The organism is Micromonospora sp. NPDC049203, from assembly GCF_043197215.1.
Classification (GTDB): Bacteria; Actinomycetota; Actinomycetes; order Mycobacteriales; family Micromonosporaceae; genus Micromonospora.
The window spans coordinates 39,228-62,251 of the sequence record NZ_JBICSV010000010.1; the positions used below are offsets into that span (position 1 = coordinate 39,228).

At 73.1% G+C, this 23,024-nt stretch carries 19 protein-coding genes; 10 read left to right on the forward strand and 9 right to left on the reverse strand.

Going from position 1 to position 23,024, the window contains the following annotated elements; genetic code table 11:
• Positions 1–127 precede the first annotated feature (127 nt).
• The gene (locus ACGFIA_RS23775; RefSeq protein WP_357384616.1) at positions 128–1,534 is read left to right on the forward strand and encodes a lysine 2,3-aminomutase; all 1,407 of its coding nucleotides are present in this window, start codon (positions 128–130) and stop codon (positions 1,532–1,534) included.
• Positions 1,535–1,591: 57 nt separating this feature from the next.
• Here the strand turns inward: ACGFIA_RS23775 and ACGFIA_RS23780 are convergent, their stop codons facing one another.
• Positions 1,592–1,786: a CsbD family protein gene (locus ACGFIA_RS23780; protein ID WP_174534135.1), complete on the reverse strand. Its 195-nt coding sequence runs from the start codon at positions 1,784–1,786 to the stop codon at positions 1,592–1,594.
• Between the two features lie 124 nt (positions 1,787–1,910).
• Positions 1,911–2,828 (reverse strand): LysR substrate-binding domain-containing protein, encoded by a 918-nt coding sequence (locus ACGFIA_RS23785; RefSeq protein ID WP_357384614.1) that lies wholly within the window; start codon positions 2,826–2,828, stop codon positions 1,911–1,913.
• Between the two features lie 73 nt (positions 2,829–2,901).
• On the opposite strand from ACGFIA_RS23785, the gene ACGFIA_RS23790 reads away from it, so the two are divergent.
• Together ACGFIA_RS23790 and ACGFIA_RS23795 are read left to right on the forward strand one after the other, a co-directional pair.
• Positions 2,902–3,876 (forward strand): DMT family transporter, encoded by a 975-nt coding sequence (locus ACGFIA_RS23790; RefSeq protein WP_357384612.1) that lies wholly within the window; start codon positions 2,902–2,904, stop codon positions 3,874–3,876.
• Positions 3,877–3,937: 61 nt separating this feature from the next.
• Positions 3,938–4,549 (forward strand): histidine phosphatase family protein, encoded by a 612-nt coding sequence (locus ACGFIA_RS23795; RefSeq protein WP_357384610.1) that lies wholly within the window; start codon positions 3,938–3,940, stop codon positions 4,547–4,549.
• Here the strand turns inward: ACGFIA_RS23795 and ACGFIA_RS23800 are convergent.
• Genes ACGFIA_RS23800 through ACGFIA_RS23810 form a run of 3 tightly spaced genes read right to left on the reverse strand, consistent with a single transcriptional unit; the run spans position 4,482 to position 6,412 of the window.
• A complete protein-coding gene (locus tag ACGFIA_RS23800) occupies positions 4,482–4,985 on the reverse strand; it encodes an Lrp/AsnC family transcriptional regulator (protein WP_357384608.1) in 504 nt (167 codons plus the stop codon). The genes ACGFIA_RS23795 and ACGFIA_RS23800 overlap by 68 nt on opposite strands.
• Before the next feature lie 59 nt (positions 4,986–5,044).
• Complete coding sequence (locus ACGFIA_RS23805) at positions 5,045–5,260, reverse strand: DUF433 domain-containing protein (RefSeq protein WP_393262123.1); 216 nt, start codon at positions 5,258–5,260, stop codon at positions 5,045–5,047.
• 9 nt (positions 5,261–5,269) lie between these two features.
• The gene (locus ACGFIA_RS23810; protein ID WP_357384605.1) at positions 5,270–6,412 is read right to left on the reverse strand and encodes an acyl-CoA dehydrogenase family protein; all 1,143 of its coding nucleotides are present in this window, start codon (positions 6,410–6,412) and stop codon (positions 5,270–5,272) included.
• 330 nt (positions 6,413–6,742) lie between these two features.
• On the opposite strand from ACGFIA_RS23810, the gene ACGFIA_RS23815 reads away from it, so the two are divergent.
• Both ACGFIA_RS23815 and fxsT read left to right on the forward strand, forming a co-directional pair.
• Entirely contained in the window at positions 6,743–8,233 is a 1,491-nt protein-coding gene (locus ACGFIA_RS23815; RefSeq protein WP_393262126.1) for a hypothetical protein, read from the forward strand.
• Positions 8,234–8,912: 679 nt separating this feature from the next.
• Entirely contained in the window at positions 8,913–13,181 is a 4,269-nt protein-coding gene (gene fxsT, locus ACGFIA_RS23820) for an FxSxx-COOH system tetratricopeptide repeat protein (protein WP_393262129.1), read from the forward strand.
• A 49-nt stretch (positions 13,182–13,230) separates the two neighbouring features.
• Here fxsT and ACGFIA_RS23825 read toward each other — a convergent pair whose 3' ends face one another.
• Positions 13,231–15,069: an HEXXH motif domain-containing protein gene (locus ACGFIA_RS23825; RefSeq protein WP_393262132.1), complete on the reverse strand. Its 1,839-nt coding sequence runs from the start codon at positions 15,067–15,069 to the stop codon at positions 13,231–13,233.
• Between the two features lie 25 nt (positions 15,070–15,094).
• A complete protein-coding gene (locus ACGFIA_RS23830) occupies positions 15,095–15,274 on the reverse strand; it encodes a hypothetical protein (RefSeq protein WP_354869538.1) in 180 nt (59 codons plus the stop codon).
• 118 nt (positions 15,275–15,392) lie between these two features.
• Here ACGFIA_RS23830 and ACGFIA_RS23835 point away from each other — a divergent pair, with 118 nt between their 5' ends.
• Positions 15,393–16,412 carry a hypothetical protein gene (locus ACGFIA_RS23835; protein WP_357472736.1) on the forward strand — a complete coding sequence of 340 codons (1,020 nt, stop codon included), beginning with the start codon at positions 15,393–15,395 and terminating at the stop codon, positions 16,410–16,412.
• Between the two features lie 7 nt (positions 16,413–16,419).
• On the opposite strand, the gene ACGFIA_RS23840 is transcribed toward ACGFIA_RS23835, so the two are convergent.
• Together ACGFIA_RS23840 and ACGFIA_RS23845 are read right to left on the reverse strand one after the other, a co-directional pair.
• Positions 16,420–17,529: a Xaa-Pro peptidase family protein gene (locus ACGFIA_RS23840; RefSeq protein WP_357384595.1), complete on the reverse strand. Its 1,110-nt coding sequence runs from the start codon at positions 17,527–17,529 to the stop codon at positions 16,420–16,422.
• Between the two features lie 9 nt (positions 17,530–17,538).
• Positions 17,539–18,351: an FUSC family protein gene (locus tag ACGFIA_RS23845; RefSeq protein WP_357472741.1), complete on the reverse strand. Its 813-nt coding sequence runs from the start codon at positions 18,349–18,351 to the stop codon at positions 17,539–17,541.
• 116 nt (positions 18,352–18,467) lie between these two features.
• Between ACGFIA_RS23845 and ACGFIA_RS23850 the strand changes: the two genes are divergently transcribed.
• From ACGFIA_RS23850 to ACGFIA_RS23865, 4 genes are all read left to right on the forward strand, one after another.
• Positions 18,468–18,848 carry a YccF domain-containing protein gene (locus ACGFIA_RS23850; RefSeq protein ID WP_357384592.1) on the forward strand — a complete coding sequence of 127 codons (381 nt, stop codon included), beginning with the start codon at positions 18,468–18,470 and terminating at the stop codon, positions 18,846–18,848.
• A 342-nt stretch (positions 18,849–19,190) separates the two neighbouring features.
• A complete protein-coding gene (locus ACGFIA_RS23855; protein ID WP_357472835.1) occupies positions 19,191–19,913 on the forward strand; it encodes an FkbM family methyltransferase in 723 nt (240 codons plus the stop codon).
• Between the two features lie 228 nt (positions 19,914–20,141).
• Positions 20,142–21,212 carry a LacI family DNA-binding transcriptional regulator gene (locus ACGFIA_RS23860; protein WP_357384591.1) on the forward strand — a complete coding sequence of 357 codons (1,071 nt, stop codon included), beginning with the start codon at positions 20,142–20,144 and terminating at the stop codon, positions 21,210–21,212.
• Positions 21,213–21,328: 116 nt separating this feature from the next.
• Entirely contained in the window at positions 21,329–23,005 is a 1,677-nt protein-coding gene (locus tag ACGFIA_RS23865; protein WP_357384590.1) for an ABC transporter substrate-binding protein, read from the forward strand.
• Positions 23,006–23,024 lie beyond the last annotated feature (19 nt).

Genomic DNA, 23,024 nt, shown 5'->3' on the forward strand with positions numbered 1-23,024 from the left:
CAGCCGCCCGAACCCCTGGTCAGGACTCGCGTCGCGGGAAAACTTCCGGCAGACTAATTTCTTCACCGCAGATTTTCCAGTAGCCTACGCATCCGTTGATCAACCCGCACGCTGACGAGGAGGGGCCGTGACCCAGACCCAACCGGTGGAGACCATCCCGACGCCCCGCCCCGCGCCGGTCGCCGTTCCGACCGCCGGCCAGCCCTACGAATACCGCCGCGCGCCCCTCGTCGAACCCGACTGGACCCGCTTCCCCGGCTGGCGCCACGTCACCCGCGACCAGTGGGAGAACGCCCAGTGGCAGCGGGTCAACTGCGTCAAGAACATCAAGCAGCTCCGCGCCGTCCTCGGCGACACCGTCGACGAGACGTTCTACGCCGACCTGGAGGCCGACCAGAAGGCGCTGGCGACCATGTCCATGCTGGTGCCGCCGCAGATGCTCAACACCATGGTGCCGTTTGAGCCGATGAGCACCGAGGCGCTGCTCGCCGACCCGATCCGCCGCTACATGATCCCGGTCGCCTCCGACCGGCGCACCGACTGGCCCTCGCACCCGTACGCCAGCCGCGACAGCCTCCACGAGCACGACATGTGGGTCGCCGAGGGGCTCACCCACCGCTACCCCACCAAGGTCCTCGCCGAGCTGCTCTCCACCTGCCCGCAGTACTGCGGCCACTGCACCCGCATGGACCTCGTCGGCAACTCCACCCCCGCCGTCGACAAGCTCAAGCTCACCCTGAAGCCCGTCGACCGCTACGACGCCCACATCACCTACCTCAAGGCCCACCCCGGCGTACGCGACGTGGTCGTCTCCGGCGGTGACGTCGCCAACGTGCCGTGGCGCAACCTCGAGTCGTACCTGATGCGCCTGCTGGAGATCGAGACGATCCGCGACATCCGGCTCGCCACCAAGGCGCTCATGGGCCTGCCCCAGCACTGGCTCCAGCCCGACGTGGTCGAGGGCCTCGAACGGGTCGCCCGCACCGCCGCCCGCCGTGGCGTCAACCTGGCCATCCACACGCACGTCAACCACGCCCAGTCGCTGACCCCGCTGGTCGCCAAGGCCGCACAGACCGCGCTCGACGTCGGCGTACGCGACGTGCGCAACCAGGGCGTGCTCATGCGCGGCGTCAACGCCACCAGCGCCGACCTGCTCGACCTCTGCTTCGCGCTTCAGGGCGAGGCGGGCATCCTGCCGTACTACTTCTACATGTGCGACATGATCCCCAACGCCGAGCACTGGCGCGTCCCGGTCTGGCACGCCCAGCAGCTCCAGCACGACATCATGGGCTACCTGCCCGGCTACGCCACCCCGCGGATCGTCTGTGACGTGCCGTTCGTCGGCAAGCGCTGGGTGCACATGCTCACCGACTACGACCGTGAGCGCGGCATCTCGTACTGGACGAAGAACTACCGCACCTCGATCGAGTCGGCCGACCTGGAGGCACTGAACAAGCGGTACGCCTACTACGACCCGATCGACACGCTGCCGGATGCCGGCCAGGCCTGGTGGCTCGCGCACCGCGACGACTGATCCCGGACACCCGACGGCGGGCCACCTCTGCGATGAGGTGGCCCGCCGTTCGCGTACTCACTTGGTGAAGGCGTCCTTGGCGTCGCGGCCGGCCTGCTTGGCGTGTTCCCCGGCCTGCCGGGCGCGCGCCGTGCTCTGCTCGGAGGCACCCTCGGCCCGCAACCGCTCGTTGTCGGTGACGTCGCCGATCCGCTCCTTGGCCATGCCGCTCATCTCCTGGGCCTTGTTCTTCGCCTTGTCGGTGAAGCTCATGTCGCCCTCCGATCGTCCGGCTGAGCCTTGCCCTTGTCGCGTCCCCGGTGCCGGTCGTCGCAAACGTTGTTGCCCGGCGCACATCGCGTAGGGCGTCCTAGGACAATAGGTTGAAGGTGGGCACCTACCGGCCCAGGTCACGCACCCGGTCCGTGACGGCGGTCAGGAACGCGGTGAGCGCCGGCGCCGGTGGCGTGTCCCGGGTGACAGCCACCAGGCGACGCCGGAGGTCGGTCTCGGCGATGCCACGGACCGCCAGCGCCGGGTCGTCCCCGGGCAGCGTCAGCGCCGGCATCAGGGCGACAGCGGCCCCGGCCCGGACCAGCTCCAGCTGCACGTCCGCATCGCTGGAACGGTGCCGCAGGTCCGGTTCGTAGCCACCGAGACGGCGGCACGTCCCGACCACCATGGCGTGGTGCCCGGTGCCCTCGGCGGAGGCGGTCCACACCTCGGACCGCAGGTCGGTGACCGCTACGTGTCCCCCGGGCCGGGCGAGACGATGAGCGGCGGGAAGCACGAGCCGCAAGGGCTCCTCGAGCAGGAGCGTGAAACGGAGCCCCGCCGGCCGAGGTCGGGGCTGGCTGTCGTACTCGTCGCCGATGACCAGGTCGACACTGCCCAGGCGCAGGCCCGGCAGGGACTGTTCGAGTTCCAGCTCGAAGATCTCCACCCGGACCCGCGGGTGCTCGGCTCCCATCCGGGCGACGGCCGGCACGAGCAGGCGGCGCGCCGCCGACTGCAGGCCGCCCGCCCGGACGGTTCCCCGGACGTCACCGTCGAGGGCGGCCAGGTCCGCCTCCGCCGCCTCCGCCGCCGACAGCAGCACCCGGGCGTGCCGGGCGAGCACGTGCCCGGCCTCGGTGAGCCGTACGCCGCGACCCGCCCGGCCCAGCAGCCGGACGCCCACCTCCTTCTCCAGCAGGGCAAGCTGCTGCGAGACAGTCGACGGGCTGTAGCCCAGAGCCGCGGCGACAGCGGCCATCGTGCCGCGTTCCTCGAACTCCCGCAGGAAGCGCAACCGCCGCAGGTCCAGCTCGATCATGCGGGAATCCTAATGATTAAGCTGCGGAATTCATCGCTGGACCTGGGCAGTCGGCTCCGGTGATCCTTGGCGCGTGGGTGCCGCACTGTGTCTCCTGTCCGCCGCCTGTTTCGGCGCGATGGCCGTCTTCGGCAAGCTCGCGTACGACGCCGGCGTCTCCCCCACCGCGCTGCTGCTGGTGCGCTTCGGCCTGGCCGCCGTACTGCTCGGACTCGTCCTGCTCGCGCGGCCCGGCCTGCGCCGCGTGACACCGGGGCCGGGCGACGCGGGCGGCGGGCGGCCGGCGACGAGGCGCGGCCGGATCGCGGCGGTCGCCCTCGGGCTGGGCGCGGTCGGATACGCCACGCAGGCGAGCCTGTACTTCGCCGCACTGGAACTGATGGACGCGTCCCTGCTGGCGCTGATCCTCTACACGTACCCGGTCCTTGTCACAGTGGCGGCGGTGCTGCTCGGCCGGGACCGGCTCAGCCCGAGACGTGGCGCGGCGCTGGTGGCCGCCTCGGGTGGGACGCTGCTGGTGCTGCTCGGCGCCGGTGGCGCGGGCTTCCATCCGCTCGGGGCGCTGCTGGCCTTCGCCGCCGCCGTCACCTACACGGTCTACATCCTGGTCTCCGACACCGTCGTACACCGGCTGGCACCCGTGGCGCTGTCGGCGCTGGTGATGACCGGCGCCGCCGGCACCCTCGGCGGTCGCGCCCTGCTCACCGGCGGCGTCGACCTCAGCTTCGGGTGGCGCGGATGGTTCTGGCTGGCCGCCATCGCCGTGGTCTCCACGGTCGTGGCGATGCTGGCCTTCTTCGCCGGCCTGAAGCGGACCGGTCCGTCGACCGCGGCCATCCTGTCCACCTTCGAACCGGTGGTCACCGCCGCACTGGCCACGCTCACCCTCGGCGAGGCCCTGACCCCCGCGCAGCTCGCCGGAGGCGCGCTGGTGCTGGCCTCCGCCGCGGTCCTGCAACTGCGCCCCGGCCGCGCGCCGGACCGGGAACAGGCGCCAGGCCGGCCGGAGCCGGCACGCGACACCGAGCCCGCGCCGGCGACCCGGTAGCGCCGCCTTCCCGGTAAACCTTCGGCGGGCCGGCTCCGCCCCGGCGTGGTTGACTGGGCCGGTGAACGAGATCCTGCTGATCCGGCACGGCGAGACCACCTGGAGCGCCGCCCACCAGCACACCTCGTACACCGATCTCGACCTGACCCCCGACGGCGAGCGGCAGGCGGCCGCGCTGGCCCCGTTGCTCGCCGGCCGGCGCTTCGCCCGGGTGCTGTCCAGCCCCCGGCGGCGCGCCACCCGCACCGCCGCCCTGGCCGGGCTCACCGTCGACGCGGTCGAACCCGACCTGGCCGAGTGGAACTACGGCGAGTACGAGGGCCGCACCACCGCGGACATCCAGCGGGAACGGCCGGGCTGGTCGATCTGGACCGACGGCGGCCCCGGCGGTGAGTCACCGCACCAGGTGGGCGACCGCCTGGACCGGGTCCTGGACCGGGCCGCAGCGCTGCTGGTGCAGGGCGACGTCGCAGTGGTCGGGCACGGACACAGCCTGCGGGTGCTCGGCGCGCGCTGGATCGGGCTGCCGCCCTCGGCCGGCGCGCTGCTGCGGCTGGACACCGCGACGCTCAGCGTGCTCGGACACGAGCACGGCCGGCGGGTGATCAGGCGGTGGAACCTGCCGGCTCCGACGCCGGCCGGGGACGCCCCCGACCGGACAGCTCGCCACTGATCTTCGGCGGCCGGTTCTCGTACGGCGTGGACAGCACCACCGTCGTGCGCGTGGTGACGTTCGCGGAGGTGCGGATCTCCTGCAGCACCCGTTCCAGGTCGGCCGGGCTGGCCACCCGCACCAGCAGGAGATAGAAGTCCTCCCCCGCCACCGAGTAGCACGAGTCGATCTCGGGCAGGTGCGCCAGCCGATCCGGCGCGTCGTCCGGCTGCGACGGGTCGAACGGCCGGATCGCCACGAACGCGGTAAGCGGCAGATCCAGCGCCTCGAACGACACCCGCGCGGCGTACCCCTTGATCACCCCGCGCTGCTCCAGCCGGCGGACCCGCTGGTGCACGGCCGACACCGACAGGCCCACCCGCTCGGCCAGGTCCGTGTACGACAGCCGACCGTCCCCGGTCAGCGCGGCGACGATGGCACGGTCGATCTCCTCCACGCGCTGCACCCTAGCCGGAAAAGCGCTCCCACGCCGCACCCGGCCCGCCGCGGTGACCCTCAGCGCGCCGTCCGGTCGCGCACCGCGTCCGCGGCGTAGTTCAGCACCTCCGCCATGTCCTCCTCGTCCGTGAACGGCAGGTCGGTGAGGATGTCGGTGACGGACATGCCCTCGGCCATCATGGCCAGCAGGGTGGCCACGGGGATGCGTGACTGCCGCACGCAGGGCGCACCCCCCATGACGTCGGGGTCCACGGTGATCCGGGGGAAGGTCACCGCGACAGGCTAGCCCCTCGCCAGCGCGCGGGAGATGACCAGCCGCTGGATCTGGTTGGTGCCCTCGACGATCTGCAGCACCTTGGCCTCGCGCATGTACCGCTCGACCGGGTGGTCGACGACGTACCCGGCGCCGCCGAGCACCTGCACCGCGTCGGTGGTCACCCGCATCGCCACGTCGGTGGCGAACAGCTTCGCCTTCGCCGCCTCGATCGAGTACGGGCGGCCCGCGTCGCGCAGCCGCGCGGCGGCGAGCGTGAGCGCCCGGGCCGCGGAGATCTGGGTGGCGGCGTCGGCCAGGTTGAACCCGAGCCCCTGGAAGTCGATGATCGGGCGGCCGAACTGACTGCGCTCCCGGGCGTACCCGACGGCGTAGTCCAGCGCGCCCTGGGCCAGGCCCACCGCGCACGCGGCGATGCCCAGGCGACCCGAGTCCAGCGCGGACATGGCGATGGTGAACCCGGCGCCCTCGCCGCCGATCAGCCGCTCCGCCGGCACCCGGGCGTCGTCGAAGGCGATCTGCGCGATCGGCGAGGCGTGCAGGCCCATGGTGCGCTCGGCGGCCTGCGGGTGGATGCCCGGGGTGGACCGGTCGGCCAGCAGGCAGGAGATGCCCTTCGGGCCGGGGCCGCCGGTGCGGCAGAAGATGTTGTAGAAGTCGGCGACCCGGGCGTGCGTGATCCACGCCTTGGTGCCGGTCACCACGTACCCGCCGCCGTCGCGTACCGCCCGCGTGGTCAGCGACGCGGCGTCCGAGCCACCCTGCGGCTCGGAGAGGCAGTACGCCCCGAGCAGCTCCCCACCGATCATGTCGGGCAGCAGTTTGCGCTGCTCGTCGGTGCCGAACTGGGCCAGCGGGTAGCAGGACAGCGTGTGCACGCTGACCGCCTCGGCCACGGCGAGCCACCGGCTGGCGAGGATCTCCAGCACCTGGAGGTACACCTCGTAGGGCTGGTCGGCGCCGCCGTGTTCCTCGGCGTACGGCAGGCCGAGCAGTCCGGCCCGGCCCAGGGTGCGCAGCACCTCCCGGGGGAACTCGCCGCGGGACTCGAACCCGGCGGCTGCCGGGGCCAGCTCGCGGTCGGCGAGTTCGGTGGCGAGGTCCAGCAGGTCGTGGGCCTCGCCGGTGGGCAGGATCCGGTCGACGTTCATAGCGCGGTGAGCTCCGTGGGGTGGGTGAGCCGGTGCGGCGTCCGGGGTACGGACACGTTCAGCTTAACGGTCGTTCGGGTAGGGCAGGGAGCACCTCCGCGCACACCCCGTGGTCGCCACTTGACCCGACCGTCAGAATGGTGCGTGCTCGGCCGTCATCGATCGGAGGGTGCCGATGGATTACGCCGCCGGTGTCGGAGACCGGACAGTCTACGTGAGACGGTCTCCCCTACTGCGATCATGGACGTCCATCGCCGCCGCCCGTCGCCGTGCCGTCGCGGCACCGCAGGTCGGCCCTGTTCCCCAGCCGCGTGACGAACCGGATGGCACATGACGCAGCTTCCGTCTCCCGGCGCCGATCCCCGGCACCGCATCGAGGAGGAACTGGTCGAGCTGCTGTCCGGGATGCGCCTGCTCCAGGAGGCCGACAGCCGCCAGCAACTGGTCGTCCGGCTGCGCGAGCGGCTGTCCGACCAGGGCCTCGACGACTACCGCAACCCCCGCGCGCAGAGCGCGGAGATCGTCCGCGGCTGCCGGGGCGACCTGGGCGCCCTGGTCGACGTCGTCGCCCTCTTCGGGCCGGCCGCGGCCCAGCTCGGCCGGCTGCACCGGCTGCGCCACGAGATGGACGTGGTGGAGCTGCTGACCCCCGAGGACTGGACCAGGCTGCGCCCGGCGCTGTCCACGCACCGACCGGACTCGCTCGGCTGGCTCTACCAGCGGGCCACCGCCCACACGACCGCCACGCCCCCGTCGTGGTGCGTCAGCGCCTGGGACGTCTTCGTCTACCTGACCGGACAGAACGCGCCCGCACGCGGGCTGCCCCCGAACATGCTCTTCCTGGTCCTGCTGGAGCACGAGGTGGACACCGCCACGGCCCGCGCGATCCGCGACCGCAACCAGCGGCAGGCCAGCCTGCTGGGCCTGACCGGGGACCTGGACCTGCGGCGGGCGCGGGTCAACGCCGGCGACCAGACCCCCGAGCCGTACGTCTACCTGGTGATCCAGGTCGAGCCGGACCTCGCCCCCGGCAGCACCGTCTACACCGTCTCCCACTACCGGCAGTGGCAGGGCGCGCAGGGCTGGCACTCCCGCCGCCACGGCCAGCTCACCGACGTCGCGTACGCGGACCTGGAGGCGACTGTGGAGTGGATCGTCCACCAGATGGAGATCGAGTGGTCGGACCGGCGGGCCGACGTCGCCGTCGAGCTGGTCCTGCCGGTGGAGCTGCTCAACGAGGACGTCGCCTGGTGGCGTAAGGAGGCGGCCAGCGCCCACCTGGAGCAGAAGGTGCTGGCGATGGACTACCCGGTGGTCGTCCGCAGTCTCGACCGGCTGCGCCAGCCCGAATGGCACCGCGCGTGGCGACGCCGCTGGGAACACCTCCAGGCCGAGCCGGCGCACAGCCGCCTCTTCCGCAGCCGGCCCGACGGCACGGCGTACTTCACCCGGCTGGAGGCCGAGCTGACCGCCGACCTGAGCTGGTCGACGCTGCTGCTCAGCTCCGCGCCGGCGACGCCGCCGGAGAACCGCTTCGGCTTCAAGGAAGTGATGACCGCCCTGCGGGCGGGCCTGCCGGTGATCGTCTGGCACCGCACCCGCCCGTCCGACACCGAGTTCTGGGAGGAGATCCGGGACATGACCGCCGACGGACGCATCGCGCGCCTCCCGGTGCACGCCCGGCGGGCGCGGCTGGACGCGCTCGCCCTGGAGCCGCACACCGACCGCCACAACGGCCGCCACCTGGTGGTGCTCTGGGACGACCCGGACCGCACCCCGGAGCTGAACCGGCCGGACGACCGGCTGGGGTGGCCGGCATGAGCGCGCCGGAGAACGCCGGCTGGCGCGTCTACCGGGGCACCGGGGAACCGATCGACCCGGCCGAGCGGGACCGGCGCTGGCCGGCGCCGCCGCGCTGGCGTGCCTTCGACGGCGGGCCGGACGAGCCGCCGGCGCCCGCCGAGGATCCGGACCGGGAGCGCCGGCTCGGCCCGGTCACGACCCGCCACCCGGACCCGCGCGAGGTGGACGTCGTCAACGCGGCGCTGCTGCTCCGCCGCCCGCTGCTGGTCACCGGCCGGGCCGGGTCCGGCCGGTCCAGCCTGGCCTACCGGATCGCCCGGGAGCTGGGCCTCGGCCGGGTGCTGCACTGGCCGGTCAGCACGCACGACACGGTCCGCGCCGGCCTCTGGCAGCACGACCCGCTCGGGCGGGTGCGCGCCGGGCAGAGCCCCGGCCGGTCCGTCGGGGAGGAACTCGGCGAGCACCTCAGTCTCGGGCCTCTGGGCACCGCGCTGCTGCCCTACCGCACCCCCCGGGTGCTGCTCATCGACGAGCTGGACCAGAGCGACATCGACCTGCCCCAGCAGTTGCGTACCGTGTTCGACGACGGCGGCTTCGCCATTCCCGAGCTGGTCCGGGCGGCGCCGCGCAGCCCCGAAGTGACGGTGCACACGGCCGACCCGGGCGGCCGGGCCACGGTGCGCGGCGGCCGGATCCGGTGCCACGAGTTCCCGCTCGTGGTGATGACCTGCACCGAGGACCGGGCGTTCCCGCCGGCGTTCCTGCGCCACTGCCTGCGGCTGCGGATGGCCGACCCGGACGAGGCGACCCTGCTGGGGATGGTGGAGGCCCACTTCGCCGAGCGTCCTGCGGCCGCCGCCGGGCTGGTGCGGGCGTTCCTGGAGCGGCAACGCGATCCGGACCCGCCGACGCTGGACCAGCTCCTCGACGCGGTGCAGCTCGCCACCGCCGACGGCGGCGAGGCCGACTGGGACCGTCTCGCCGAGGTGCTGTGGCGTGGCGGGCCGACGGCGGACCCGGAATGACGGTGCCGGCCCGGCTCGCCGTCGGCCCGGCCGGTGCCGGCACGACCTCCGGCGAGGAGAACCTCGCCGAGGTGCTGCGTCCCTTCCGGCGGCTGGTCTCGCCGCGGGAACTGATCGTGTACGACGAGGAGGCCACCGCCGCGCAGGCCGAGGCGGGCCTGGTCCGGCCCGTGCTACGGCGGGCCGCCCGGGCTCGCTGGGACGCGGTGCTCGTGGTGGACGACCACCCGTCGATGTCGGTCTGGTCGGCCCGGGTGCGGACCTTCGTCACGCTGCTGCGCCGGCACGTGGCCTTCCACGACGTACGCGTGTGCCGCCTCGATACCAGCGGAACCGGCCCCGAGGAGGTGATGCTGCGCCACGGTCGTCACGGCCCGGCCGTGCCCGCGGGGACGGGACTGCCTGCGGTACGGCGGCACCGGATCGTCCTGGTGCTCTCCGACGGGGCCGCCCCGGCCTGGCGCAGCGGCGCGGCGCTGCCGCACCTGCGCGCGTGGGCGCAACGCCACCCGGTGGCCGTCGTGCACCTGCTGCCGCAGCAGATGTGGCACCGGGGCGGCCTCGCCGCGCAGCGTCTGGGCCTGCGGGCGCCCCGGGCCGGGGTGCCGAACGCCCGCCTGTGGTGGCGGCAGCCGGACCCGCTGCGGGCGCTGCCCGACCTGGGCCGCCGGGCGGACCCCGACGCCATCCCGGTGCCCGTGGTGGAGCTGCGGACCCGCTGGCTGGCCGCCTGGGTGGACCTGATCGCGGGCCGTCATCCGCGCTGGGTCGACCTGCCCGCCGTGCTGGCGTACGCCCGGGCGCCGCAACCGCCGCGACGGCGGGCGCCGCAGCGGTGGGATCCGGCGGCGGCGCTACGCGAGTTCGTCTCCTGGGCCTCACCGACGGCGCTGCGGCTGGCCACCGGCCTGGCCGCGGCGCCGCTGGAGCCGGCGGTGATCGCGGTGGTCCGCGACGAGGTGGTGCCGGAGGCCGGCGACGTGCACCTCGCCGAGGTGTTCACCGGGCCGCTGGTCGAGCCGCGGCCGGGGCGGGCGGGCGTCGACTTCCGCCCCGGCGTCCGGGAGGAGCTGCTGGCGATCGGCCGCCGGGCCGACACGGTACGGGTCTGGCGGACGGTAGCGGCCCGGCTCGGCCCGGAGCGGCCGGAGCTGGCGGCGTGGGGCCGCGTGCTGTCCGACCCGGACGGCACGCCGCTGGACCCGGCCGGTTCCGTCGCCCGGATCGAGACGGCGGTGCTGCGCGCGCTGTCCGGGCGCTATCTGCGGCGGGCCCGGCGGCTGCGCGAGGCGATCGAGCCGGACACGCCGGGCGAACGCGACGTCCGCGACACTCCCGCATCGCGGGGCACGAATGTCATCATGGCGGTAGGCGAAGATGCCGACGTCCCCCGTAGCGTCCCCGCTGAAGGAGCCGGTTTGTCGTCGACCCCAGTGGACGCCACCACCCCCAGCCGGACCCCCGCCGTCTGGGGCAACGTCCCGCCCCGCAACCCGAACTTCACCGGCCGCGCCGACCTGCTCGCCCTGCTGCACCGCCAGATTCAGGGCGGCACCACGGCGGTGCTGCCGCACGCGCTGCACGGCATGGGCGGGGTGGGCAAGTCGCATCTCGCCGTCGAGTACGTCTACCAACATCAGGGCGAGTACGACCTGATCTGGTGGATCCCCGCCGAGCGTGCCACCCAGATCGGCGCCTCGCTGGTCGAGCTGGCCCACCGGATGAACCTGACCGCCGGGCCGGACGTGGGCAGCGCCCGCCTCGCGGTGCAGGAGGCGCTGCGGCTCGGCCGGCCCTACCCGCGCTGGCTGCTGATCTTCGACAACGCGGAGAGCCCCGAGGTGCTCCTGCCGTACCTGCCCATCGGCGGTTCCGGCAGCATCATGATCACCTCGCGCAACCCGCAGTGGGCCTCCATGGCGCGCACGCTCGAGGTGAACGTCTTCAGCCGTACCGAGAGCGTCGAGCTGCTCCGCCGGCGCGGCCCGGAACTCACCGACGAGGAGGCCGACCGGCTCGCCGAGGCGCTCGGCGACCTGCCGCTGGCCCTGGAGCAGGCCGCCGCCTGGCGGGCCGAGACCGGCATGCCGGCCGAGGAGTACCTGCGGCTGTTCGAGGAGAAGCGGGTCGAGCTGCTCGAACAGGCGCCCCCGATGGACTACCAGCTGCCGGTGGCGGCCGCGTGGAACGTCTCGCTGGACCGGCTGGTGGTCGCCAACCCGGCCGCGTTCCGGCTGTTGCAGGTGTGTTCCTTCCTCGCCCCCGAGCCCATCCCCCGCACGCTGTTCAGCGGCGCGCAGAACGCCGACATCCACCCCGACCTCAACGGCGCCCTGCGCGACCCGATGCGGCTCGGCCGCGCGATCCGCGACATCAACAGGTACGCGCTGGCCCGGGTCATCCACCGCACCAACTCGATCCAGATGCACCGGCTGATCCAGGCGGTGCTCCTGGACCGGATGAACGACGCCGAACGCGACGCCATGCGCGCCAGCGCCCACCGGCTGCTCGCCACCGGCGACCGCAACGACCCGGACACGCCCGGCAACTGGCCGAGCTACGCCGACCTGTACCCGCACGTGCTGGTCTCCGGCGCGGTCGAGTCCGCCCAGGGCTGGGTGCATCAACTCGTCTACAACGAGGCCCGCTACCTCTACTGGTGGGGCGACATGGAGGCGTCGCTGGAGCTGTCCCGGCACGCCTACCAGACCTGGCGGGAGCGGCTCGGCGAGACCGACCCGATGACGCTCCAGGTCGGCCAGTGGCTCGGTTTCATGCTCTACCGGCTCGGCCGGCACTCCGAGGCCGCCGACCTGAACACCCGGATCCTGCGGGCCCACGAGAGCGCCACCGCCGAGGACACCGAGGAGCTGTTGAGCGCCCTCGGCGCGGTCGCCGCCGACCTGCGGGTCGCCGGCGACTTCACCCAGGCCCTCCGGATCGACGAGGACGTCTACCGGCGGCACGTGGCCCTGCTCGGCGAGGACGACCCGAGCACGCTCAACGCCGCCCACAACCTCGCCGTCAGCCTGCGCCTCACCGGCGACATGCGGCGGGCATTCGCCGTCGACCAGGCCACCTACGCGCACCGGGTGCTGCTGTTCGGCGAGGACCACGCACAGACGCTGGAGTCCCTGCTGAACCTCATCATCGACCGGCGGGAACTGGGCGAGTACCTGCCCGCCCGGGCCGAGATGCAGAACGTGGTGGACCGGCTGCCGCTGGTCTGGGGCAGCGCCCAGACGCAGACGCTGCTGGCCCGCCGCCGGCTGGCCTCCGCGGTGCGCAAGGCAGGTGACCACGTCGCCGCCCGCGCCCTCTCCCAGGAGGTACGCGACGGCTTCGCCGCCCGGTACGGCGAGGCCCACCCGGACACGCTGCTCGCCGCGTTCGGTCTCGCCGTCGACCTGCGCGCCACCGGCGAACTGGACGCCGCGGCGCAGCTCAGCGAGGAGATCGGCGAGCACTACCGGCAACTGTTCGGCGACGAGCACCCGTACACGGTGGCGGCCCGGGCGAACGCGGCGATCGTGCACCGGCTGCGCGGCGACGCGGCGCGGGCGCGGTCGATGAACGAGGCGGGCCTGGCGGTGCTGACCCGCCGCCTGGGCGGGGACCATCCGCTGGCCCTCGCCGCGTCCATCAACCTCGGCAACGACCTCTACGTGCTCGGCGAGCACCGGGCCGCGTACGAGCTTGACCAGGCGACGGTGGAGCGGGCGCGGGAGGTGTTCGGGCCGGAGCACCCGACCACGCTGATCGCGCTGGGCAACCTCGCGATGGATCTGATCGCACTCGGCCGGGACACGGAGGGGCAGGCGCTGCTCGACGAGATCGGCCCGACGTTCCGCCGGACCCTCGGCGACACGCACCCGGCGACCCGGGCCGGTCTGGACCCGACGGTCCGCGGCGACTGCGACCTGGATCCGATGCCGCTGTAGCCCGGGGGTCCACGGTGGCGGTGACCGCCCGCCACCGTGGACAGTGGCGTCAACCCGCGGAGGGTCCCACCCAGGCCGCCAGGTCCACCGGGTCGACGGGCGATCCGGCGCGGAGCAGACGGTGCACGGCCCGGACCAGCTCGGGCCGGCTTCGCAGCGCCTCGGCCGCCGGGGCGAAGCCCAGCGCGGCTGTGGTAAGCCCCAGCCCGGCCCACGCCGACGGGCTGGCCGAGCCGGTCGACAGCTCCGCCAGATAGAGCTCGTGTGCCTGTCCGACCTCACCGGCGGCGTAGGCGAGGTCGGCCGCGGACGCGCCGCTGACCTGCTCGCCGACGCTCGACGGGTCCTTGCGCAACCGCGCGAAGCCCTCCGGGTCGGTGAGCCGCCACAGCAGCAGCACCGCGCGGGTGTCGAGCCGGCGCGCGCCGGCGTCCGCCTCGACCGGCGGCTCCGGGTAGTCGCCGTCCGGGCGGGCGTCACCGGCCTCCCGGGCCGCCGCGAACGCCTGCGCCACCGCCGGGTCGGGACGCCGGTGGTGCAGCCGCCACTGGGCCCGGTGATCGTCCACAGCGGCGTCGGCCGCGGCGAGCACCTCCCCCGGCACCGGCTCGGACCACCAGGTCGCGGCGGTGTCGGCGAGGCCGGCCAGCAGGCGCCGGCCGACGTCGGTCAGCTCGGGCCGGGTCCGCAGCTCCGCCAGGGTCGCGGTGACCTGCCGCCGCCACCTGGCGAACTCGAAGTGCGCCACGGTCCGTGCCGCGCCGCCGGCCACCGGACGGTACGCCCGCCAGAACTCGGTGATCCCCACGAAGGCGTACACGCCCTGGAGGAGACCGCCCAGTGGGCGCGGGTCGTCCCGCCACGGCGCGTACAGCCTGTGCCGCGGCTCGGCGATCAGCAGCGGGGTCAGGTGCAGCAGGCCGCCGAGCTTGATGTGCTGGAACTCGTGGACCAGTGTGACAGCGAGTTCCGGCGCGTCCTCCGGCTCGGAGATGAGCATGCTGCCGAACGCGTCCCCGGCCGACGCGCTCATGGTGCGGAACCGCTCCGCGGGGCGTTGCGGCACCACCGAGAACAGGCCACGGGCGATGGGCGCCGCACGTTCCGGGCACACCCGGACGAGCAGTTCCCACGCCTGGGTGAGCAGCGTCCGCCAGCGGTCGATCGCCGCGACCGTGTCCAGGTCCGGCGGGGTCGGGCTGCGCAGATTCCGGTACGGGTCGAGGAAGTCCAGCCCGACCGTCAGCTCCTGCCCTCCGGCCTCGGCCCGGACGGTGGGCAGCGCGAACCAGCCGTCCGTGCCGCCGCCCGCGCTGTCGAACGCGACCCGGTGGCCGTCCAGCGCGACCGTCGCCTCGCCGTCGGCGGCGGCGACCTCGGCCACCGCCCACCGCTGCCCGGCCGGCAGCACGGCGCCACCGAGCGTCGGCAGAGCGGCGAACCCGTCGCGCACCGGCACCCGTAGCGTGAACGACGGCAGGCCCGCGCGTACGCCGGCCGCGGCCGCGAGCGCGTGCAGGTACCCGAGGTCCACCCAGAGTGGACCCTCGGCGGTTACTGTGGAGCCGCGCAGCCGCCGCAGGACGTAACCGGCCCAGGTGCCGACGTGCGGATGCGCGAGCAGCCGGTCGACGACGGCCGGGGCGTGGCGTTGCGCGGCGACCAGCAGCGCCCAGGCGTCGGCCACCGGCGGCAGCGGACCCGCCGCCTCCGGTGTCTCGGCCACCGCGTCCAGCACGGCGCGCAGTTGCAGGAGCCGCCAGCTGTGCTCGGCGGTCAGGAGCTCATCGACGGTGCCGGCGTCGCCGGCGCCCGCCGCCAGGGCCCCGAAGTGGTGGCGGCCGAGCCGGTGCCGCACCGGCTCGTCCAGCGGCAGCGTGACGGTCATGCGTCCTCCACCCGGACGGCCGAAATCAGTCGAGTCGTTGCGGATTGTAACCACTGGTGATGCTCTCGGGATCGTCGACACGGCGCAGCAGCCGGCCCATGACCGGACCGAGAATCTCCTGGTCAAGCTCAGGAAGGCGGTCCAATGAGACCGCTCCAAGATCGACTAACTCCGAGTCGACGTCGATTGCGTACGGTTGATTCACGGGGAGTCATTATCCATATTGGCGGCCCTCGACAGCGCCCGGCTTGCCGAATCGCCACAACGTGGCGCGACGGCTTTCGGACCATCCCCGGCGAGCGGCGCGGTGCTAGCGTGACGGCGTGGCCACAACCACTGTGGTGTTCGTCCACGGCTTCCTCTCCTCGGACGAGGTGTGGTCGGCCTGGCGCGATCTGATCCGCCGCGATCCCGCGCTCGCCGACGTGGAGACACACGCCTTCCGCTACGCCACGTCGTTGCTGTCCGTGCACCCGCTGCGGCAGGTGCCGACGTTCGACGAGGTGGCCGACGGGCTGCGCACGTTCCTGCGCCACGATCTTGCCGGTTGTCCCCGGCTGGCGTTGGTCACGCACAGCCAGGGCGGCCTGGTGGCGCAGCGGGCCCTGGCCCGGATGCTCACCGACGACGATCCCGACCTGGCCCGCATCCGCCTCCTGCTCATGTACGCCTGCCCGACGGCGGGTTCCGACCTCGGCCTGCCGGCCCGCCGGGTGCTGCTGCGCGCCAACCCGCAGGAGCGGGAACTACGGCCGCTCAACGCCGCGGTGCTCGACGCCCAACGCGCCGTGCTGCACCGGATCGTGCACGTGCCCGAACCGTCGATGCGGGTGCTGGCGTTCGCGGGCGAGAGCGACGCCGTCGTGTCACCGGCGTCCGCCCGCAGCGTCTTCCCGGACACCGGAGTGCTGCCCGGCGACCACTTCGGCATCGTCCGGCCCGACTCCCCGCGGCACCGGTCCTATGTCGTCCTCCGGCAGGCGCTGCTGCACCTGGCCGCCGAGCCGCCGCGGGCGACCGTCGTGCCCGCGCCCCGCACCGCCACCGGTTCGCCGTCGTCCCTGAACGACGGCGAACTGGTCGATCTGCTTCTCGAGGTGCCCGGGATGACCGACCCGGCGTTCCGCGCGCAGGCGTACGCGCGGTTGCCGCCGCGCGTACGCGAGCAGTTGTCCCGGCCCGGGCCGGTCCGGCTGGAACTGCTCGCGGCGCTCGACACGCTGCGCGACTACCGGCACCTGGCCGCCGGCCGGGCGTTCGCCGACGCCCTGGCGGCCCTGGTGCCGGAGCATCCCGTCGTGGCCGAGGTGCGGGAGCGGCTGGTGGCCCTCGACGCGGGGTGACCGGCGGTCACAGCGTGACGAGTTCCGTGGTGGTGGTGTTGAGCCGTCGTACGCCGTCGCCCGTGCAGACCACGATGTCCTCGATCCGGGCGCCGTGCCGCCCGGCCAGATAGATCCCGGGCTCGATCGAGAAGGCCATGCCGGGCTCCATCGGCCGGGGGTTGCCCGTCACCACGTACGGCTCCTCGTGGCCGTCGAGGCCGATGCCGTGCCCGGTGCGGTGCAGGAAGGCGTCACCGAAACCGGCGGCGGCGATGACGTCCCGGGCGACCGCGTCGAGGGCCTCGGCTGTCACGCCCGGCGCGACAGCGGCCACCGCTGCGCGCTGCGCCTCCCACAGCACCGCGTAGTAGTCGGCGAACTCGGCCGGGGCGCTTCCACCGGCGACGTACGTGCGGGTGCAGTCGGAGCGGTAGCCCGACGGCATGGTGCCGCCGATGTCGACCACCACCGGCTCGCCGGCACCGATCGGGCGGTCCGAGGTGCCGTGGTGCGGGCTCGCGCCGTTCGGGCCGGCGGCCACGATGACGAAGTCGACAGCGGCGTGCCCGGCCGCCCGGATCGCCGCGGCGAGATCGGCGGCGACCTCCCGCTCGGTGCGACCGGGGCGCAGCCACTCCCCCATCCGCAGGTGCACCGCGTCGATCGCGGCGCTCGCCTCGGCCAGCGCGGCCATTTCGGCCGGCGACTTGCGGATCCGCATCTCCCGCAGCACGTCGGAGGCGAGCCGCTGGGCCGCGCCGGGCAGCGCGTCGCGCAGCGCGAGGACCTGCTGGGCCCACATCCGGTCGGCCAGGCCGACGGCACGGACCGGGCCGGGCAACGCCGCCCGCACCAGCGGCCACGGGTCGGTGCCGTCGGCGTGGTCGACGATCCGGAAACCGGTGCCGGGCGCGGCCTCGGCGTCGGGGCGTTCCAGCACCGGCACGATCAGCGTCGGTTCACCCTCGGCGGGCAGCACCAGGCAGGTCAGCCGCTCCCCCTCGCGGGCGTCGTAGCCGGTCAGGTAGCGCAGGTCGGAACCGGGGGTGAGCAGCAGCGCGTCCAGGCCCGCCGCGGCGGTCGCGCGTTGCGCCGCGGGCAGCCGCGCGGCGGGGTACAGATCATCGACTCCCACCTCCGCAGATTAACGGGCGTTCGGGTCCGGGCGGGATTCCGCTCGGTGTTCGCAGACGCCGGCCATCCGGTCCGCCTCGATCTTGGTCATGCCGGATGCCTGGAGCAGCTCGCCGACCACGATGAAGAGCTGCGAGGCCACGATCGTGCCGGAGAAGCCGAGGCCGGCCGCCCGCGCCCGGGAACGGGCGATGTCCGACAGCCGCTCCAGCGCCGCCCCGGCCGTCCGCGCGTCACCCGCGGCGAGCGCGTTCGCCGTGGCGGTCAGCTCCTTGGCGAACAGGTCCAGGGTGGGCCCGGCGGCGCGGTGCACCACCCGGACCGGGTTCACCGGCAACAGCAGCAGCGCCACCACCACCGCCACCCCGCCGCCCACCAGCGCGTTCGCCGTACGCGGCACGGCCAGGTCGGGTGCGTTGGGCTCCACGGTGCCGAGCAGCACAGCGGTGCTGCCGGCCTGCACCATCACGGCGCCACTGCCCCTGATCACCACCGCGAGCGAGATGGCGAGGGCGACCACCAGGCCGGTCTGCACCGGACCCGCACCGATCAGCTTGATGATCAGGTCGCCGACCAGCACACCGACGATCACCCCGCCGAGCAGCTCGGCGGGGCGGCGGATCCGGTTGCCGATCGCCGCGGCGATGGTGCCCACAGCTGCCGCCGGTGCGAACAGCGGCTGCGGGTTCTTCAGCAGCGTGCTTGCCACGTACCAGGCCAAGCCGGCGGCCAGGCCGGCCTGCAGCGCCACGATGAAGTACCGGCGCAGCCGCTCGTACGCCTCCCGGAACTCCCGCCGTGCCGCTGGAGCGACGGGGGTCACGGCACCGCCCGCCCGGGCGCCACGGGCACGCCGACTCGGGCTCGATCACGTCCTCCTCTACCCGGCGCTCGCGCCGGTATTCCCGGGCCCTTGCGGACGCGAGGGATCATGGAGTGGTGATCCGCTTTCTGCTGAACCTGCTGTGGCTCGTCTTCGGTGGCGGTTTCGTCCTGGCCCTGGGCTACGGCGTGGCCGCGCTGATCTGCTTCCTCCTGGTCGTCACCATCCCGTTCGGCGTCGCCTCGCTGCGGCTCGCCCTGTACTCGCTGTGGCCGTTCGGCCGCACGATCGTGCCCAAGCCCGGCGCCGGCCTCCCCTCCGGCCTGGCCAACGTGCTCTGGGTGGTGCTGGCCGGCTGGTGGCTGGCCCTGTCGCACATCCTCGCGGGCATCGCGCTCTGCGTGACGATCATCGGCATCCCGTTCGGGGTGGCGAACTTCAAGCTGGTTCCGGCGGCGCTGTGGCCGCTCGGCCAGGAGGTCGTCGAAACCCCGTAACGGCTTCCCGGCGCCAGCGAACGAGGGCGGCTCCTAATGGGCGGGATCCGCGTTCCGGTCACCGTGATCGCAGGAGATCTTGGTACGAGAGGGCCCCCATGCGGGCAGCCCCCATGCGGGCAGCCCCCATGCGGGCCGCTTCGTACCAAGATCTCCCAGGCATTGTCATCGCGGGCTCGCATGACGCGCTCAGCGGGCGTGGCACGCCACAACTTCTACTGCATCCTAGGAGGATGGGGTGCTTGCCTCAAGGATACGAATGACGCTCGCGGGGCGGGCTCGCTGGCTAGCGTCGGAGGGGTGCGGGACGGGGTGGTCGAGGCGCTCAGGGCGGACCCGGCGATGGCCGGCCTGCGCCGGTCGCTGGACTTCTACCACGGGGATCCGAAACGCGACGCCGCCCTGGACGCGTTCTACGCCCCGCTGGTCCGCGCCGGTGACCTGGCCTTCGACGTCGGCGCGCACGTGGGCGACCGGCTGGGCAGCTTCCGCCGCCTCGGCGCGACGGTGGTGGCGGTCGAGCCGCAGCCGCTGTGCGCCCGGGCGCTGCGCGAGATCTACGCGGGCGACGGTGCGGTGACAGTGGTGGAGGCGGCCTGCGGGCGTACCGCCGATGCGGTGCGGCTGCACGTGAACTCGGCAAACCCGACCGTCTCCACCGCCTCCCCCGGGTTCGTGCGTGCCGCCGTCGGGGCACCCGGGTGGGCGGACGAGACCTGGGACGCGCAGATCGAGGTGCCGGGGACGACCCTGGACACGCTCGTGGCCGCGTACGGCGTGCCGGCGTTCGTCAAGATCGACGTGGAGGGCTTCGAGGACGCCGTGCTGGCCGGACTGAGCCGGCCGGTCCCGGCGTTGTCGTTCGAGTTCACCACCATCGCCCGCGAGTTGGCCGCGCGCTGCCTGGACCGGCTCACCGCGCTCGGCTTCACCGGTTTCACAGTGGCGCTCGGGGACGAGATGCGGTTCGCGCTGCCGGGCTGGCGCCCCGCGGCCGAGGTGGCCGCGTACCTGCGCGCGCTGCCGGACGAGGCCAACTCCGGCGACGTGTACGCGCGCGCCTGAGCATCCATTTCGGACGACGGCGCGCCCGACGACGAGGCATCGACCCTGCTCATCACCGTGATCGGCAGACCCCCAGCCCGGGCGCTTTTTTCAAGGCTCGAACTTAGTAATACATCGTTATCCATCTGTGATTGACGTGACCGACGCCACTTGGGTTGACTGCCACGGAACCGCTTCCGCAACCGGTTCCGAAACACCCCGCACATCCCTGCGACCCAGGAGCGTCACGTGCCGATCACCATCGCCGACGTGGCCACCCGCGCCGGGGTGAGCAAGACGACGGTCTCCCGGGTCCTCAACGGCAAGGGTGAGGTCCACGTGCGCACCGCCGACCGGGTCCGCGCCGTGATCAGCGACCTCGGGTACGTGCCCAGCGCCCGCGCGGTCGGGCTGGCCCGGGGGCGTACCCGGGTGGTCGGCATGCTGGTGCCGGCGCTGACCTGGCCCTGGATGAGCGAGGTGCTCCAGGGCGCGGCCGACGTGGTCGAGGCGGCCGGCTACGGCATGCTGCTGTTCACCTGCACCCACGGCGACGAGTCGATGCGCCGGTTCGCCTCCCAGGTGTCGGCCAAGTCGTTCGACGGCCTGCTCGTGGTCGAGCCCGAGGGCACGCTGGACTACATCACCGGACTGCACCGCCGCGGCCTGCCGGTGATCCTCATCGACGACCGGGGCCACCAGCCGGGCTTCCCGTCGGTGCGGACCACGAACGAGGCAGGGGCGCGGGCCGCCGCGACGCACCTGTTGGCGCTCGGGCGACGACGGCCGCTCGTCGTCACCGGCCTGCGCCGGTTCGGCTGCACCCGGGAGCGGCTCGCCGGGTTCGCCGGCGCGTACGCCGAAGCCGGCCTGGAGATCGAGCCGGAACGGGTGGTGGAGGGCGACTTCACCGTCGAGTGCGGGCGCGCGGCGGTGCGGCGGCTGCTCGCCGACGGCGTACCGTTCGACGCCGTCTTCGCCCACAACGACCTGTCGGCCGCCGGGGCGTTGCAGGCGCTGCGCAACGCCGGACGGCGCGTCCCGCAGGACGTGGCGGTGGTCGGCTTCGACGACCTCCCGCTGGCCGGGCACACCCACCCGCCGCTGAGCTCCGTGCGCCAACCCCTGCGGGAGATGGGTACGGCCGCCGCCCGGCTGCTCATCGGCCACCTCGCCGGCACCCCGCTACCTGACACCCCGACCGTCATCCCCACCGGCTTCACCGCCCGCGACTCCACCGGCGTGAGCGGGAACGCGAGCGACCCGACCACACAGGACCCGGCGGACACACGGGAGCCGACGGGCGCCCGCGTCACCTGACCCACCCCGCGTACCCGGCGACCGTGCCGGCGGGTCCGCCCGCCGGTGGCACCACCGCACACCCTCCATCCACCACATCCCGCCCGAGGAATGCGGGATTACCGAGGGAGACCTCCATGAGAAGACGGCAACTCCTCGCCCTCGCGCTGGCCGGCGCGATGGTCACCGGCGCCGCCGCCTGCGGCGACAGCCCGAACGCGAACAAGAAGAACGGCCAGGCCGCGACGGTGCTGAACGTCGGCATGCCCAACGGCCCGCAGGCGGAGAACAACAACCCGTTCCTCACCACCTCGGCCGCCGCGTCGCTGGGCTACCGGTGGCAGATCTACGAGCCGCTGATGATGTGGAACCCGGTCAAGCCGGCCGAGCCGTTCAAGCCGTGGCTGGCCACCAAGGCCGAGTGGTCGTCGGACTACAAGACGGTCAAGGTGACCATCCGGGAGAACGCCACCTGGTCGGACGGGCAGAAGGTCACCGCCGAGGACGTCGCGTTCACCTACAACCTGGTGAAGAAGTTCCCGGCCCTCAACGACCAGGGTGTGCCGTACACCGACGCCGTGGCCAGCGGCAACGAGGTCACCATCTCGATGTCCAGCCCGCAGTTCGTCAACCAGCAGAAGGTGCTGTGGCGGGTGCCGATCGTGCCCAAGCACCTGTGGGAGAAGATCGCCGACCCGGCCACCGACCCGGTGAAGCAGCCGGTCGGCAGCGGCCCGTACACGCTGAAGTCGTTCACCCCGGCGACCACGACGCTCTCCGTACGCGACAGCGGCTACTGGCAGGACCCGCCGAAGGTCAAGGAGCTGCGGTACACGTCCTACACGGACAACAGCGCGCAGACCACCGCGCTGGCGAACGGCGAGTCGGAGTGGAGCTTCGTCTTCATCCCGAACTACCAGACCGTGTTCGTGGCCAAGGACCAGAAGAACCACAAGATGTGGGCGCCGCCGGTGCTGGGCATCCACGGCCTCTACCTGAACACCACGAAGAAGCCGTTCGACGACCCGACGCTGCGCAAGGCGATGAACATGGTCGTCGACCGGGCGGACATCTTCACCACCGCCGAGGCCGGCTACTTCCACCCCGAGGTCAAGAGCGTGACCGGTCTGCCCAGCCCGGCCGGTGACTCGTTCATCGCGCCCGAGTACAAGGGCCAGGAGCACAAGGTCGACGTCGAGGGTGCCAAGGCGCTGCTCACCGGCGCGGGCTACAAGCTGGACGGCAACACGCTCAAGGACAAGAGCGGCAAGGCCGTCACGATCCGGCTGACCGACCCGGCCGGCTGGTCCGACTACCAGACCAGCCTGGAGATCGTGAAGGGCAACCTGGCGAAGATCGGCATCGCGGCGACGATCGACAAGGCCAACCAGGACGCCTGGTTCCGCAACGTCGAGCAGGGCAACTTCGAGGCCACGTTCCGGTGGACCGAGTCCGGCGCCACGCCGTACGACATCTACCGGACCGTCATGGACGGCCGTGTGCTCAAGCCGGTCGGCACCGCCTCCCCGGCGGGCAACTTCGGCCGGTTCCAGAGCAAGGATGCCACCGACGCGCTGGTGTCGTACGCCAACGCCACCGACGACGCCACCCGTACCACCGCGCTGGCGACCCTGCAGAAGATCTTCGTCGAGCAGGTGCCGATGATCCCGGTCGGCGCGGACAACATCGGCGGCGCGTACAGCACGAAGAACTGGACCGGCTGGCCGGACGACTCGAACCCGTACGGCGCGCTCCAGCCCACCCAGCCCAACGCGGTCGACGTGGTGCTGCACCTCAAGCCGGCCGCCGGCTGACCCGGTGCCGCCGGTCCGG